At 44.0% G+C, this 13,973-nt stretch carries 30 protein-coding genes; all 30 read right to left on the minus strand.

What is annotated here, in order from left to right:
* Positions 1-45: 45 nt before the first annotated feature.
* Entirely contained in the window at positions 46-372 is a 327-nt protein-coding gene (locus NSQ39_RS13515) for a fibronectin type III domain-containing protein (RefSeq protein WP_175075702.1), read from the minus strand.
* Positions 302-820, minus strand: a complete 519-nt coding sequence (locus tag NSQ39_RS13520; protein ID WP_175075703.1) for a phage major tail protein, TP901-1 family — start codon at positions 818-820, stop codon at positions 302-304. The genes NSQ39_RS13515 and NSQ39_RS13520 overlap by 71 nt, the downstream gene beginning before the upstream one ends.
* A 13-nt stretch (positions 821-833) precedes the next feature.
* Positions 834-1,232: a DUF3168 domain-containing protein gene (locus NSQ39_RS13525; protein WP_046131983.1), complete on the minus strand. Its 399-nt coding sequence runs from the start codon at positions 1,230-1,232 to the stop codon at positions 834-836.
* Positions 1,233-1,247: 15 nt separating this feature from the next.
* A complete protein-coding gene (locus NSQ39_RS13530; protein ID WP_065894632.1) occupies positions 1,248-1,667 on the minus strand; it encodes an HK97-gp10 family putative phage morphogenesis protein in 420 nt (139 codons plus the stop codon).
* Entirely contained in the window at positions 1,660-2,004 is a 345-nt protein-coding gene (locus NSQ39_RS13535; protein WP_065894634.1) for a phage head closure protein, read from the minus strand. Before NSQ39_RS13535 ends, NSQ39_RS13530 begins: the two co-directional genes overlap by 8 nt.
* The gene (locus NSQ39_RS13540; protein WP_065894636.1) at positions 2,004-2,312 is read right to left on the minus strand and encodes a phage head-tail connector protein; all 309 of its coding nucleotides are present in this window, start codon (positions 2,310-2,312) and stop codon (positions 2,004-2,006) included. The genes NSQ39_RS13535 and NSQ39_RS13540 overlap by 1 nt, the downstream gene beginning before the upstream one ends.
* Before the next feature lie 12 nt (positions 2,313-2,324).
* Positions 2,325-2,594, minus strand: a complete 270-nt coding sequence (locus NSQ39_RS13545) for a hypothetical protein (RefSeq protein ID WP_175075704.1) — start codon at positions 2,592-2,594, stop codon at positions 2,325-2,327.
* A 1-nt stretch (position 2,595) separates the two neighbouring features.
* Positions 2,596-2,934, minus strand: a complete 339-nt coding sequence (locus NSQ39_RS13550; protein ID WP_175075705.1) for a hypothetical protein — start codon at positions 2,932-2,934, stop codon at positions 2,596-2,598.
* A 3-nt stretch (positions 2,935-2,937) separates the two neighbouring features.
* Positions 2,938-3,852 (minus strand): phage major capsid protein, encoded by a 915-nt coding sequence (locus NSQ39_RS13555; protein WP_216899136.1) that lies wholly within the window; start codon positions 3,850-3,852, stop codon positions 2,938-2,940.
* Positions 3,853-3,867: 15 nt separating this feature from the next.
* Positions 3,868-4,449: a DUF4355 domain-containing protein gene (locus NSQ39_RS13560; RefSeq protein ID WP_216899133.1), complete on the minus strand. Its 582-nt coding sequence runs from the start codon at positions 4,447-4,449 to the stop codon at positions 3,868-3,870.
* 110 nt (positions 4,450-4,559) lie between these two features.
* Positions 4,560-4,718, minus strand: coding sequence for a hypothetical protein (locus NSQ39_RS13565; protein WP_157759343.1), 159 nt, complete (start codon positions 4,716-4,718; stop codon positions 4,560-4,562).
* A gap of 1 nt (position 4,719) precedes the next feature.
* A complete protein-coding gene (locus NSQ39_RS13570; protein WP_341015408.1) occupies positions 4,720-4,842 on the minus strand; it encodes a hypothetical protein in 123 nt (40 codons plus the stop codon).
* Position 4,843: 1 nt separating this feature from the next.
* A complete protein-coding gene (locus tag NSQ39_RS13575; protein ID WP_341015410.1) occupies positions 4,844-5,167 on the minus strand; it encodes a hypothetical protein in 324 nt (107 codons plus the stop codon).
* Positions 5,160-5,315 (minus strand): hypothetical protein, encoded by a 156-nt coding sequence (locus tag NSQ39_RS13580; RefSeq protein ID WP_164918166.1) that lies wholly within the window; start codon positions 5,313-5,315, stop codon positions 5,160-5,162. Before NSQ39_RS13580 ends, NSQ39_RS13575 begins: the two co-directional genes overlap by 8 nt.
* Before the next feature lies 1 nt (position 5,316).
* Entirely contained in the window at positions 5,317-6,240 is a 924-nt protein-coding gene (locus tag NSQ39_RS13585; RefSeq protein ID WP_216899131.1) for a phage minor head protein, read from the minus strand.
* Positions 6,227-7,621 carry a phage portal protein gene (locus tag NSQ39_RS13590; protein ID WP_341015415.1) on the minus strand — a complete coding sequence of 465 codons (1,395 nt, stop codon included), beginning with the start codon at positions 7,619-7,621 and terminating at the stop codon, positions 6,227-6,229. Before NSQ39_RS13590 ends, NSQ39_RS13585 begins: the two co-directional genes overlap by 14 nt.
* Complete coding sequence (locus NSQ39_RS13595) at positions 7,618-8,892, minus strand: PBSX family phage terminase large subunit (RefSeq protein WP_341015416.1); 1,275 nt, start codon at positions 8,890-8,892, stop codon at positions 7,618-7,620. Before NSQ39_RS13595 ends, NSQ39_RS13590 begins: the two co-directional genes overlap by 4 nt.
* A complete protein-coding gene (gene terS, locus NSQ39_RS13600; protein WP_341015418.1) occupies positions 8,892-9,644 on the minus strand; it encodes a phage terminase small subunit in 753 nt (250 codons plus the stop codon). The genes NSQ39_RS13595 and terS overlap by 1 nt, the downstream gene beginning before the upstream one ends.
* Before the next feature lie 169 nt (positions 9,645-9,813).
* Positions 9,814-10,002: a hypothetical protein gene (locus NSQ39_RS13605; RefSeq protein WP_341015420.1), complete on the minus strand. Its 189-nt coding sequence runs from the start codon at positions 10,000-10,002 to the stop codon at positions 9,814-9,816.
* A 406-nt stretch (positions 10,003-10,408) separates the two neighbouring features.
* Complete coding sequence (locus NSQ39_RS13610; protein WP_341015421.1) at positions 10,409-10,864, minus strand: sigma factor-like helix-turn-helix DNA-binding protein; 456 nt, start codon at positions 10,862-10,864, stop codon at positions 10,409-10,411.
* Positions 10,865-10,877: 13 nt separating this feature from the next.
* Positions 10,878-11,006 (minus strand): hypothetical protein, encoded by a 129-nt coding sequence (locus tag NSQ39_RS13615; RefSeq protein ID WP_269449650.1) that lies wholly within the window; start codon positions 11,004-11,006, stop codon positions 10,878-10,880.
* Between the two features lie 156 nt (positions 11,007-11,162).
* The gene (locus NSQ39_RS13620) at positions 11,163-11,375 is read right to left on the minus strand and encodes a hypothetical protein (RefSeq protein WP_341015426.1); all 213 of its coding nucleotides are present in this window, start codon (positions 11,373-11,375) and stop codon (positions 11,163-11,165) included.
* A 20-nt stretch (positions 11,376-11,395) separates the two neighbouring features.
* Positions 11,396-11,635 (minus strand): hypothetical protein, encoded by a 240-nt coding sequence (locus tag NSQ39_RS13625; protein ID WP_341015428.1) that lies wholly within the window; start codon positions 11,633-11,635, stop codon positions 11,396-11,398.
* Complete coding sequence (locus tag NSQ39_RS13630; protein ID WP_341015432.1) at positions 11,628-11,867, minus strand: hypothetical protein; 240 nt, start codon at positions 11,865-11,867, stop codon at positions 11,628-11,630. The genes NSQ39_RS13625 and NSQ39_RS13630 overlap by 8 nt, the downstream gene beginning before the upstream one ends.
* The gene (locus NSQ39_RS13635; RefSeq protein WP_341015434.1) at positions 11,860-12,051 is read right to left on the minus strand and encodes a hypothetical protein; all 192 of its coding nucleotides are present in this window, start codon (positions 12,049-12,051) and stop codon (positions 11,860-11,862) included. Before NSQ39_RS13635 ends, NSQ39_RS13630 begins: the two co-directional genes overlap by 8 nt.
* Positions 12,052-12,079: 28 nt before the next feature.
* Positions 12,080-12,223 (minus strand): hypothetical protein, encoded by a 144-nt coding sequence (locus NSQ39_RS13640; RefSeq protein ID WP_175075716.1) that lies wholly within the window; start codon positions 12,221-12,223, stop codon positions 12,080-12,082.
* Between the two features lie 6 nt (positions 12,224-12,229).
* Positions 12,230-12,553, minus strand: coding sequence for a hypothetical protein (locus NSQ39_RS13645; RefSeq protein ID WP_341015438.1), 324 nt, complete (start codon positions 12,551-12,553; stop codon positions 12,230-12,232).
* Positions 12,554-12,717: 164 nt separating this feature from the next.
* Positions 12,718-12,987: a hypothetical protein gene (locus NSQ39_RS13650; RefSeq protein WP_341015442.1), complete on the minus strand. Its 270-nt coding sequence runs from the start codon at positions 12,985-12,987 to the stop codon at positions 12,718-12,720.
* Positions 12,984-13,238, minus strand: coding sequence for a hypothetical protein (locus NSQ39_RS13655; protein WP_341015444.1), 255 nt, complete (start codon positions 13,236-13,238; stop codon positions 12,984-12,986). The genes NSQ39_RS13650 and NSQ39_RS13655 overlap by 4 nt, the downstream gene beginning before the upstream one ends.
* Positions 13,235-13,840, minus strand: coding sequence for a hypothetical protein (locus NSQ39_RS13660; protein WP_341015446.1), 606 nt, complete (start codon positions 13,838-13,840; stop codon positions 13,235-13,237). The genes NSQ39_RS13655 and NSQ39_RS13660 overlap by 4 nt, the downstream gene beginning before the upstream one ends.
* Positions 13,841-13,973 lie beyond the last annotated feature (133 nt).

The raw sequence follows: 13,973 nt of genomic DNA on the forward strand, positions 1-13,973 counted from the left end.
CGGCTATTGCCCGAGCTCTCATGATCTTATTTTCAAAGTGAATATTTAGGCCTCTGCCGGTTTCGTCCTTGTTTCAATTTCAGTCATAGGCGATTCGCCGGCAGAATTAACAGCAGATACGTTAACAGTCAGTTTAGTATCTGGCGCAATTCCTGTCAGGGTGTGGGATGTACCCGTAACAGTTGCATCAAGTTTTTTGTCGGCACCCCTGTACACATTGTATGAAGTCGCCCCATCTACCGGTTCCCACTTCACGGTCACGCTGTCAGTAGTAGCCGTGAACGATAGATTTTGGGGCGCATTAGGGTGTAGTTTTGCCTTCTTCCCCAAACTGCATGAATTTTTTTGCGCCCGCAGAAGATCTGATCTCATTAAGGAGACTTTGAGGTAATGGAGCTAATTCACCCTTGAACGTTTTTCCCAGAACAGGAAGAGTCGTTGAAACCTCAATAAAGCCGTCCTGCGGCGCGCTTTTCTCCAAGCTCTCAATAATCGCATGACCATATTCAGATGTATGCTTTTGATTTTCATTCAAGTTTAGATTTACCTTCCAGACCTGAATTGCTTCCTCGTTATCATAAGCCTTTTCGATCGCGTCCTGTCCGGGGTCGGTCACGGCTGCATAATATGTCAGCTCAATGTTTTCCGATTTCGGACCATAGCCAACGATCCGGCCGGATTTTGTCGTCTCGTCGACTGTATCCTGCTCTTTCGTGTGGTTACCTTCCGTTTGGAAAGCGATGAAAAGCCCTTCTGTTCCAGTGGCATTCATCGGTTGGACAAAGTAAACCTCATCTTTACCATTCAATAAATCTGGCATATTTTTCATCCTTTCAGTTGTTTATTGTGTAGCGCATTCTGAGAATGCCGTGCTTTGTGTAGCCGTCTATGTCGGTAATCACCTGCATTCCGCTCATCTCAGAACGGCATAAAGAAAAGCCCTCTATTTCTAGGGGCTCTTTCGTTAATGCTTGCAGCATCAAATCAAGGATTTGCATAGCTTCTTTTTTGCCGTTGTAGTCGCTCCAGCAGTGTAAAACGACATTGATAATCTCGCCTTTTGACGTTTTTGTCTCAAACGGCGAAACGTCATCATCGCCAGTTGTCACATATGGCTTTTTCTGATCTTTCGAGACTGCATCAAGCACACCAGTGACGCGTGCATTCAGCTCTTTATCAGTTGAAAGCCTTTTGAATATAGCTGTCTGCAACGGCCACATGGCTGACCGCATAATAACAGCCCCTTTCTATCGCATTTGACTTACAAAATAGCGCATACCTTCGTCAACTGCCGGGTTCCAGAATGGCTGCGCGCGCATCCCCCGGGTGAAAACCCACTGATTGAGCTTGGTATCGTAATACACCCACGGTGTTTTTCTGCCGTTCCCGTCTTCAGCATAGATACCGGTTCCGTATTCGACATAAATCGCGTAACTCGCTCCGACAGATATTACCGCTGTCAGGCCGCCATCTTTATAGTCGATCTCGATAGAGTTTTTCAGATTACCGCCATCTATCATAGCTGTCGGGGCGTTTAAAACAGCATGACTATAAATCAGCTCGGCTGTATCGGTAACAATCTGCTTTACGTCATCGATAACACGGTTTCTGAACTCATCTGTAGCCCTTCGCATCTGCCTTACCCATCTGCCGCTAACCTCAGCCATGGTCTTCAAGCACCCCCGAAACCTCGCATTTGAGGTTCATGATCTCGTGCATGCCGCCCTGATCGATCGGCGCCGACTTGAATATGAGAATTTTATTTTCATAGATGATCCTCATTGTTTTATCAATATCGGTGCGGTATGGGTAATACACATTGCAGTCAACAGGATTCTGCAACTGCTGCGCTTGGTAAAATTCCCGAGAGCTCACCCCGCAAACGAAACCGTTGATTGTAATGAAATCTACATACTTTTCCTCGTATCCACCCCCACCATCCGGCACTTTCTCAAGCTTCTGAACAGTGAACGTGTGTGGGAATTCATCGTATTCGTAAATCATCATTTAACCCTCAAAATCCTATAAGGTTTCAAGTGACGCATAACGGTTTCCGGCAGCTCCGTCTCGAAAGAGTAAGATACATCGCCCATGCTTCGACCACTTAAATTCGAGGGCGACATATTAAACTCGATCGCTTTTGCGACAAACAGCTTTACGCCCCCCGGCAGTTTTTCCTCGCCATTAACAAGAAACTTGTTATTGCAGTAATCCCTCGCGAATTCAATAAAAAGGGGAATAACCTCTTTCAAATAAGCGTCATGCCTATCTGTGGTTATCCCGAGCATTGTTTTGATAGTCTGGACATCCATCAAGATGGCCCCCTATTCTTCACCCAAAACGACTTTGATCAGTTCGTCCTTTTTGGCGGTTGGATCAAATTCAAATTCCTGCTGCTCCAAAAAGGCTATGATGTCGCTTTTGTTTACTTTAGCCAGTTGTTCTTTGGTCATTTCAAAAAGATCAAATGGCGCATCAGCCTCATGGGCAACTTCTTCCGCATCTTCTACCCTTTTGAAGCCAAAAGGCGCATAGACAACCCTATACGCCTTCTCTGACACATTCAAAATTATAGAACCGTCTGTAATTATCAAATTAAGAACCTCCCGAGCCTTCCAGCGCTTTGAGGCGGTTTTCGATGTCTGTAAATTTGGCCGTTACATCATCGCCCATTTTCTCCAGCGTGACCGCCTTGGCTTGAATGTGATTATTCTGCACACTGCCGTTTCCGATGTTACGACTATTTACAGATCCGTCACCGATATTTCGGTTCCTGACCTGCCCTTCCCCGATCATTTCAGAAGTGATGCTGTCAGGACCCGGGGTTCCTGCGGGTAGACCGGATACTTTTGCGCCTGATTTGATTTCCAGTTCGCCACCGATAACCCACTTATCGCCGCCACTAGTCTTGTAGTTTTTCGATGTGAAACTCATATATTACGCCTCCTTTTCTGGAGTAAGAGCCGCAAATGCTTCGTCAGAGAGTGTCATAAATCCGACTTGCTGAGTCACGCGGAGAGCAACCATATCGCGCTCATACAAGTTGATAGGATTGCCGTCTGCATCTACAATTGTTGTCAATGTTGCATCTTCAGAAATCTTGTACTCCATTCCTTGCGGTATACCGTAACGAGCAAAATCCCAATCAGCAGACAATAGCATCGCTTTTGTGTAATCCCATGACTTAGAATCAACATAACCGATTGGCAGACCCAAAACATCTGAAGGAGCCCCGTTTTTCGGATCGTTGAAAATAGGATTGCCGTTGCCATCCTTGGCACCACGTAATTTTGATTTAAAACGACGCGTAGTAGTAAAGCCGTTCACGTCTTTGTCAGCGTCCTCAGTGAGTGCCATGACTGCATTTAATTCGTCGTAAAGGTTGCCTAGAGAATTCAAAACAACGGTGTTTCCTGCTGCTTGTGCCTTTTCGAATACAGAAACACCTGTACCGAATGGCGAATTGACTCCAAAAAGCGCAGCCTGGTCAAATTTAATGGCAAAAGCTTCCGCAATTGCCGGGCGCATTTCTGTAAAGAAGTCTGCAACCGTGTATCTTAAAAACTCTTTTGTAACTGGGATGATGACCCCGAGTTTTTTAGATACCATTTTGGCATCTAACCATGTAGCCTTTGACGTTTGGATTCTCTCGCCTTCACCAACCCAGTAAGCTCCGGGACCAGACGCAAGATAAGTGAATGTCTTCTCAGGCTTTTTCATTTCTTCATATTTTGCTAGTTGCGTGACAGCTGAACGCGTCATGAAATCTTTTAAGACTAGCGTTCCTTTGTCAGCCGGAACTTTTCCGTCGACTGCATCCTGCATCAATACGTTATTTGGATCAAAACTCATATTCTGTTTTCCCCCTTATTTTCTGATACTTGCTTCAGCAGCAAGCGAACCAATATCTAAATTTCCACCTTGACCAGAACCACCGCCACCCGGCTCCACGGTCCGGCCGTTCTCTTTGAATTTGTTTTCGACTGCTTGTTGAACAGCAGCATGGTATCTTTCTTCAAGAGTGCTAAGGTTGCTCTTCGTCGTTTCTTCGTCATCCCCAAGGAAATAAGCAACAAGATCAGTCGGCAATCCCTTTTCAGATGCGTAAGAAATCGCCGTATTCATGAGCTTTTCGCGCTTAGCTTCTTTCTGCTGCTTCTCGAGCTCTTGCTCAAGCTTCCGAATGCGCTTTTGTTCCTCGGTTTCTTCTGGGTACAGCTCTTTTACTTTGGCATTCACAAGTTCATCGAGATTGTTTGCTTTCCATGTTTCAAGGCTTTTTGTGAAGTGCTGATCCAATTTAGGCCGGATCAGTTTTTGCCCCTCATCTGTTTCCAGAAAACCTTTCACCTTGTCGGCTGACACGGCCGAAAGTTCTTCCAGATATGCCTTTACGTCTGCATTTTCTTTATTGTCATTGAGAAATTGTTTGACTTCTTCTAAATTCACTTTGATTTCCTCCTTTGCCCTCTACAGTGCGCGCCTGTTATGAGTGCATAAAAAATAAGCCTTTTAACGTCATGCTCAGGACAAAATAAAAAGCCGCTACGTGGCGACTGTTACTTTTCGTGTATAAAAAGCGATCGTTTCAACTCTCGATAAATTTCGTCATATCCTTCGTTGTCTCCAAACCTAGCAGCGACATCCTGCATTTCTATTAATCGCTTAATTCGTTTGTTTTCTTCGTCATCCAAATATAAAACATCTTTCACCGACATGTTATTTGTCCCCCTCCCCGAATAGCTCGTTTTCAGTTTCGCTCTCAATTCTTTCGAGCAAGTTCACGAGTTTGCCCATTGCGTCTACAGCTTTTTCGCGCCAGATTCCGCTGTCATTGACCATGTTATTCCCCCGCTTCCGTATACTCTTCGTCTGTCGTGTCTTCTGTCGTTTCTTCAGGCGATGTCACCGATACTTTGTCAGCTTCGATTTTCGCTTCGAGTGCTGCTAAAAATTCGGCGTCAACGTCAATTTCATCAACGACAAATGTTACTGTAGCTTCGTTAAACTCTCCGACTCTCATAGAAAGCTTTAAATCAGTTAAATGCGTCGGTTCGTGGCCGTCTATTAAAACATCATAGTCCGAGCATACAAGCCCTACATTTTCCGGTCTCTCTTCTTTCCTTTTCCGCGCTTCTTCCGTCAATTTGATCTCTAATTTAGCCATTTAAGAACACCCTTTCATATTCGGATTCACTCACAACGAAAATGCCCGCTAATGACCCGTCGACCGTAACAGCAACATGAACCATCCCGTTATGCTCGCAAATGACTTCTGAACACAATTCAACCGTCAAAAAATCGTATTTTCCCATGTCATTTCCCTTTCTTCTCAATGGATTTGTACCACTCTTCATACGTTTGATATGGGATAGTCTCGCCTGCCCCCGCACCGTCTTTTCTTGCTCGTCTCGTATCTGGCAAAACGCCATTTACTTTGAACGCGATTGTGCAACGACAGTTTATATCATCCTTGGGGTTGTGCATTTGTCCGGGCGCCGGCCCGACACCGCCGTAAATCGATTTGAACAATCCGGTCGGTTTAACCGTCTTCCCGTCGAGCTTCCTGTGCCCGGCTCTTGTCTTCAGGTCAAGCGTGGCATTCCACATTTTTTCGAGTTTGCTCTTTTTTGAGGCCTTCTCAGCGCTTTTCAGCCTTCCCAAGACTTGCACCCTATGAACCTCTGTTCTCGCCACGTCACGGGCCTTTCTACGAGCAAATTCGGTGTTTTTCTCAATGCGTTTCGCTATCTTCGAATAATCCTCGCCCGCCTGTATGCCTTGTGCAATAGAGATTTGTATTTGACGGACGTAATCATCCCGATGCCGCTTGTATATTGCGGAAAGCGTCAATTCTGCTATCGGGTTAAGAATGGCCTGCCGGATCACCTCGGTTGTCGGTATACTGAAGCCTAGGTTAACTGCGGCTTCCATTTCATAGAGGTAAGCAGAGCGCATATAGTTCTCAAGGAATTGTTTTGCGGCTAACGCTTCGACAATCGTCAGGATTGTTTTGAATGCCTTTGAGGATTCCTCTGTCATACGCTCCATTTCTTTCTTAAGCCGGTTGTATTTATTTAAATCAGCCATAGTCAGTTGCCCGTTTGTGCTGTATTTCGCATATAAAAGGGCAATCTGCTGATTGATTTCTTTAAGGCGCTCAGCGAAAACGACATCAATCTTTTTCGCGTCCTCGGTGATCATGTCATCAAGGTACTTGTCAATATCATTCTGGTTCATCTTCGTCACCGCCATCGTCCTGATCTGTGTCGATGTCAGTCAACGGCGGCATGCTGTTTCTGTATTCCTCTTCCTCTTCTTTCATTTTCTCGAGCTCATATTGAACGTCATCCACAAATGACAGTAAGGAAAGCCGTGTTTCTTCGCTGACAAGCCCTTTCAGGCTTCCTGTGATTTGAGCCTCTTCGAGGATATTTGCCGGCAGGTTGCGCTTGAAGCCAAACCATATTTTTAGATAGTCGTCTTCACTGGCCTTGCCCTTTTTTCTCCATGCAGAAAAAAGGATTTTGAACTGATACCGAAGGGCGGCCGTCATCTTCCGTTCCATCGTAATACATTTATTTTCAAGGGCCATCAGCTTGTATTTCATAGCAACGCCTGAGACATTGCCGGCGAATGATTCGTCTGTAAAATTGACTGACTTAGCGAAACGAAGGATATTTTTTTCTAGTCGGTTTAAATGATTCTCAATGATGGTGTCGTTGATGTCCTTCGTAAGATAGCTAACATCGTCAGTCTCTTCTAACAGCTGTAGAATCCCGGTTTCTTTCAGTTTTTCCATGGTTTCGTCATCCACGCCTAGACCTTTCAGAACGAGATACGCTAAACGATACTGCTCAATCTCGTTGCTGGCGTCAGATAGCGTACGGTCATAGGCATCAATAAGAGACAATACCTTCTCGGCATCGCCTTTTAACTCCTTATTGTTGGCTAATCCGAACAATGGGCAGCCTTTAAACATATGGGGCTTCTTCTCGTCTTCGGAAAAAACTGCACTGTCCTTTGTACTGTAAAAGTGAATAGTTGTGTCATCGTAAAACTCCGCTTTTTGCTGCCCATCATATGTCTCGTAATATCGCAAAGCATATTCGGGTTCATGGATATTTCCGTCAGTGAGAAAAACTACTTCCCAAGGATCGATATTTTTGATCCTTTCTTCCCCTTCCTTATCCACGTAAGCAAGACGAGCGCCATAACCGCAAATAGTGGCCATTTTCCCCCACTCGCTGTCCTCGTCAGGAACGTGGTTTCTCAAATTGAAATCCTCGATCAGTTGCTTTAAGGAAGCCTTTTTATCATCCACCTCATATGCGATTGGATGGCCGAATAAATAGCCGACCTTGGTATCGACTATATCGGAATCAAAGGAGTCGTTAAGCTTGTTATTGACTTTATGGTCGATCCGCTTGATGCGCCCGGTTTCAAAGTCTTCATAATCGACCGCTTTCCTCTGAAGAATCGGCACGCCATTAGGTTCCGCCTTATATCGATCGTATAAATTTTTCATCCGGTCACGGTCCGGTTTATGCGCTTCGATAATCTGGGAAATTAAATCCCCTGATATGCCACTTTTTCTGATTTGATCTAAGAATTTTATCAATCTCTAAACCTCCTTGTTACCCCATGCCCTTTAAGGTTTGATACCTCATAATCATCCAAGCCGTACCAAATGGCCGAGAATGTATGAGGATCGATGTTGAATTCGTCCTCGATGATGTTCCCGTCTTTGTCGACTGCGAAAGTAAGGTCCTTCAGCTCCCTAATGACATCGGGGCATTGATCGGAGCAAATAATTTTCTTGAATCGTTTTACTTTCTTGGTGTATTGCAACCGCGAGCCTTGAAACTTCTTTGCGGGCTTCATGAGAAAGCCTTGCTGCCGAAAGAATCGAATTGTTTTAGGCTCCGCGCTGTCCGCCTTGATCAAAACGCGTTTAAGATCTTTCAAGTCTTCCGCCGTTTTGTCGTCGGTCGTGTCGTTTTTGTAATACTGCCAGTAGATGTACAAAATCTTTTCTTTATGGTCGATCGCCATACGTACCAAGGCGTTATATGAATCAACGAAACCAAAGTCCATGCCATTCTTTAAAATCGGCCTGTCGATTGCCCTGATCGCTTTCATGACCTCTTCATGCTCCATCACTTCGAACTGTGGCAGAACAAGCTTTCCGTTAACGCCAAAACGACCTTTCCGGGCAACGCGGTAAAGGTCTGGATCGTGGGTTTTTAGGTCTTCCAACTGCTCGATATAGCTTTCAGGCAAAAATAAATTATCATCGGCTGTGGAGTGATGATAATAGGTGTTGTTTTTTATGATGGTTTTCTTTTTGTAAAGCTCTTTATCGTCCAAGACAAAGAACCGATTTACCTCATCTTTGAAAAAGTGTTTATACGACCAGTTCCCTTTGCTCACGGGGTTTGTTGATAGGATCATATGGAGCTTCAGAGTCGGATGCCGCAAGCGCCCCAACAGCTCTTTAAATCCGTCGTATTTCACTTCCGAACACTCTTCGATCCAAACAATCGATATGTTGTTGATCGATTTCAGTTTGGCCGGCTTGTCCATCCCTTTAAAGATGATTTTGCTACCGTTCGGGAATCGTATTTGCATCGGTGAGCTGACGCATCGGATTTTATGATCCAGCCCTAAATCGGTAATGATCTCTTCGAGCAGGGAAAAAGTCGAATCCCTGTGGGTGTCGTAGACTTCTCGGACGACTAAGGCTGTCCGCTTTTCTTGGATCAGCTTCAGAATCAGCTTAAGAGCAACATGATAGCTTTTTGACGATCCATAACCACCGACAAGGAAATAAAACTTCTGCGACCAATCAAAAAGAAAGCTTCTGAAACGGGGGTTCACTTCTTTTTCCATCATCGCTCCCCCTTATCCTTGATGATAATTTCGAATGGTGCGTCATCATCATTATTGGTCAGTCGATCTACTTCCGCCTTCGTCTTCTCGATGTTCAAGCGCATCTGTACCAATTTAAGCCGCCGCTCGTCTTCTTCGTGAGCCAGTTGGTCAAACTGCTTTATCAGGCTTCTCAGCTCACCCATTGCCCGTGATTGAGCGTTTAAGAAGGTTGCGTGACGATCCCAAGCGAATTGAATTTCATATTCTTCTTCATCAGCAGATTGTTTTAGTTGCTCTTTACCGTCTTCATCTTTTTCCAAGTGATAAGAGTATTTCGCCTTTTTCATTTCTTTTGCCATATCGTCCTTATCCTGCACAAACATGATCCGCTGCGCCCGGATAATGGCCGCGTATTGGATCTGAATTTGATCCCATATCATATCGGCCGGGCTGCGCTCCTGAACCTCTTCCATGATCTCAAGCGTTTCCTCCGGGAGAAACTTGGAGAAAAAGCCGTGAGTCATTGCGTTCTGATTTCCCTTTGGTGCTGCGCCGCCTTTATTCCCCAAAGCGTTTATATTGCCGGGTGGCGCACCTACCTTTTTTGTGTGCACACTTTTTTCAATGGGTGCACCCTTTTTTCTTTCCCAACCGTGCCGTCTCTTCCATGACTTGATGGTGTTCACTGACACCCCGTACTTTTCGGCAAGGTCCTTGTATTTCATTCCTTTGACGTAATCTTTTTGTGCTTGAATGTGCTTTTCGGCCATCTACATTCACCCGCCGCCCCCTTCTGGTTTGTGTTTGTTTTGAAAAATATTCTCTCTAAACCGCGTCCACACTCAGAGGCCTCTCTCAGCCGCCGATTGTCTATTCTGAGATTCACTGGACGCGTTTTACAGAGAACAAAAAAACACCCCGCGAAGGGTGTTCATTGCATTAACTTACTTCCCAAACGATTAGGGTTTCATTGTCATTCAGTTTAATAAATTGAGTAAGTCTGACATTAGTTGCCCCGGTATCTTGACCCAATTTTTGACTATACTCTCCAAGGAAAATCGCCCATTCATCAATAGGTTCTTTGACATGCTGAAAATATTGTTTAACATTCTCGTCGCTAATTATCATTATTTCACCTCCTCAACCTATTATTAGGGAAATAGATTGATAATGGAACCTTTCGCGAAATTTGTCGAACGGTTTTCTTGTCCACCTTACAAGGAATATACGCAACTTAATAGTGAGATGAGTTAGTCGTAAATTTGTGCGAAACCCGATTCCCACGGGTATTATTTCATGGAGGTGAGAATGATGCTCAAAATAAAAGCAAATGTAAAGATAGAATTTGATTCAAAGTTAGACATTAAATCCCTTGCCTCAGTCATAATTTCCATTGCATTGGCCTTTCTCCAATAGGAGAAGGCTGATGCTGTATCAAAAAAGCCCTACACCTATTAAGGCATAGAGCTCTTTCCCACCTAATTTTGTGTTGTGGTTAACCGGGGGAACCTGCCTCCCCGTCCTGCCTTCCATTTTACACGACGGATTTTTCCGGATTCAACAACTGCACAATGCGGCAATTTTGGCACAACTGGCAGATGATCTCGTCTTTCATTCTCCTTACGGTTTCCCGCGATATGCCGAGATGGATGCCGATAGCCCGATAGCTCATTCCTTCCATCATGCAATCATAAATCACTTTGTGCTGCTCCCCTTCGATCGTTCTTGCTGCCGCCTCAATCGCGTATACGCGTTCCTCGAAGTATTCAAGACGTTTGAAAAGCCGTTCCTCTCTCAAGTCCATTTGCTTTAATTCAGCCTGACTCTTGCCGGGGCTTCCCTTTGGCATGGCAGCTTCTAATCCGTACTGAGCAACGCCCCAGCTCCGCATAGGGATGTCAGAACCGTAAAGCACCCTTTGCAACCTCTGAACCTCTTTTGCCATCCAGTGATAACTACAAACCAGCTTTTCGATCTCTTTTTTATTCATAATCAATGCCCCCTTATCGTTGTCTGAATGCCCCGCCTTTGGCTCTTTTATAGATGGGCCTGTTTGTATCCATCAGGTTCCTTAAATCCCGTTCAGTGAGCTTCTCCGGCTTTTTTTGCGTATTCTTTTTGATCTTTTTCATGTTTTCAGCCTCCTTTTGACACCCTAGTGATCGTGGGGTGTGACTGAAAAGTTGCGAAAATAAAAAACGGACACCAAACAAACAGCGTAAAAGCTGTAAGTTCAGTGTCCGCAGGCTTTCCATCTAGGACGTTTATTTTATTTTCATCTACTTTTATTATACCATGGCTCGCGTACCTTCTTCGATAAATCTGTATATATGAACACGAAATGCTTTATCTTCATCCGGCTGACCATAAGCATCGACAAGCCTTTGTAGTCGCGTTTGTTCCATATCCACCCCGAAACCTAATTGCCATGCACGCTTTGCGTGTTCGATCGCTTCTTGACTGCTGTTTGAATAAACTGTCTTGACGTGTTCCTTTTTCATTCCGTTTCCTCCTTATACCACTATATCTTGAAATGCCTAGAAAGTATCTGCTGCCCGATTCGAAAGAACTTCTGTCGTTGCTTATCGTCCAACTGGCTCAGAACCCTAAATATCGGTTCAGTGTGCATTAAAGATTTATAGAAGTTTTCCAACTGCTCGGTACTCATTTTTTCAAGAGTCACTTTATTCCCTGATGCCTTTCGAAAACCTTCTAATTTTCCGAGTAGTTCTTTTCTTTTTTCATCCATGGTTTTAGACATCAATCTGCCGCCTCTCTTCGTCATAAAGCCTTAATGCTTCATCAGTTTCTTTTTTCTCTTCGCTTATCTCGTATTCAAAGGCTTTTTTATACTCATTTGCAACCTTCAAAGTCCGCCTAACCAGCTCCCGCAAGTTTGCTTTATTATATTTTTCACTAATTAATAATTCGTTTAATTCATCATCAGTCAAAGTCATTAAATATTTTACTTCATCAATTATTTTTTCAGACATCCTCATCCTCCCCCTCGTCATCTTCACCGAAAGCCATTTCAATCGATTTTTCAAAGGGATGCACTAACCTTATTTCATGAAATAAACCACTTTCTTCAAAAGCAGATCGTCCTGCTTCATATGCTTCTTCTGGAGAATTAAACTTCTCCATCAAGATTCCATCTAAATAAATACCGAACTTCATTTCTAAATTCCTTTCCCGGCTCCGGCCGCTACTTTATTTTCTCGATGAAAATATGTTCGTAATCGTCATCGTTTTCATCATAGTTGCATTCGATGAACCACACACAATCTTTACTCTCAAACGCTTCAAAAATCGTTTCATCCGTTCGATCGTCATAGACTCTATATGCCATATTATTTCACCATTCCTCCGTTGAGTCTTGCTCAGCCACATGCAGAAACATCGCCGACGCCATCGGTAAAGCGACCAACAGCATCACAATAAGCTGCTTGATGCTCTCCAAGTACAAATACCCGAATGATGCTAAAGAAAGCGCGCTGATCAGAAAGCAGATCGTCCCGATAAACATTTTTCTTATATCCGTTGCGATCACAAGCGCCACCGTGAATATAGCAACAGTCGCTATCTCTCCGATCTCCGGCCTGTATACCCACAAATACCCGATCCAGAATACACCACCTAAAACCACCAGAATGCCCTTGAGAACGTTTAAACCTCTCACCCCTTACCATCTCCCTCAAAGCGTGATGAACGCCACTATAGAGCTAATCATTGAAGCTATGCAGATAGCCGTCATATTATCCCGTTTCGATTTTTCTTTCTCGCCGGCCGCGTATGAAAACGCTGAGAACATGATGATCAACAAGATGATTTTGAATGCTGTGATCATTTCGCTAACCTTCCATCAATCAATAGAAACTCATTTGATCTTTTTTCGAATTCATCCACCATTCTTGTAAGGTGAATATCCGGATTTTCTTGCCCAACAACATCCCTGAATTTACCGAGTGCACATTTCCGATCAACTTCCGTAACGTTTTCGTTGAAACTCTCATCAACTTCGAACCAATCTTTCGAATATATCTCAATAGCTGTTTTCTCATCCTCCGCCGCAATCAACGCATAGTATGGTGCAACAACTTCAAAGTATTTCATGAATAGTCCCCCTTTTTATTGATTACAAATTCGATTTCCGCGTCTATCAATTCATGGCCGTTTATTAAGAACCCGCCTTTCGGATGTGCAAAATACATCTTCCCTTGTTTTAAAGCATCCAGAAATTCCTCGGCCGTACCAGCCTTTACTTCCTCTGATGGTTCCTCGTCAAAATTAACGTCGCCGATCATCTTATATTCTTTTTTGATGCCATTCTTGTAAGTTACATTTATGATCATGTCTAATGTCATTTCCTTTTTCCCCCTTCGATTTCGTCGATCTTCTGTATAGCAGCTTCAAGATAAACCGCCTTGTCGAGTGTTTTTTCAAGTGCATGCTGCAACCATCCCCGTAGGCTGTATAAGTCCACACTGACCGGAACACCATATTTTTTTAAGCCCTTCTCCTGTTGATTTCTGATTTTATTGATAACACTTCTTACAATCTTTGCATCATCTCTTAGCCCTTCTTCTTTGATGATTCGGCCGAGATAAGCCGGTGTTATGTCTACATTCAATTTTTCCGCTATTTCCTTAACTGTAAGACCATCCTTCAAATAATTTTGTATTTCGTCTAAAAACTCCGGGGTTCTTTTGATTCTTCTTTCTTTCGACAGATTAGGGATTCCGATGCTTTTTTTATAATCAATATAAAGCTTGAATGTTTTGTAACCGAAGAAAGCAGCAATTTGTTGTTCTTTCAAGCCTTCCCTGCGTTTTTCTTCCCATTCCTCCCGGGTAAATTTACGGCCGCTCGGTGTCCTGTCTGATTTTATGCCGTTTCTTTGCTTCCAGGCGCTTAAAGTGCGCCCGGAAACCAGTAATTCCTCTTGTGCTATTTCTTCATCGCTCATATGCTTACTCAATGTTTTATATTGCTCAGGCGTAAACCCGATTTCGTCAAGAACTCCCATGTCACTCCCCCTCTACTCATCACAAATTTCTTCCTCAGCCCCCATGTGCTGCCCGCAGATGGGACAGCAAACA

The organism is Bacillus sp. FSL W8-0848, assembly GCF_038007805.1.
In the GTDB taxonomy this organism is placed as follows: Bacteria; Bacillota; Bacilli; order Bacillales; family Bacillaceae; genus Bacillus; species Bacillus glycinifermentans.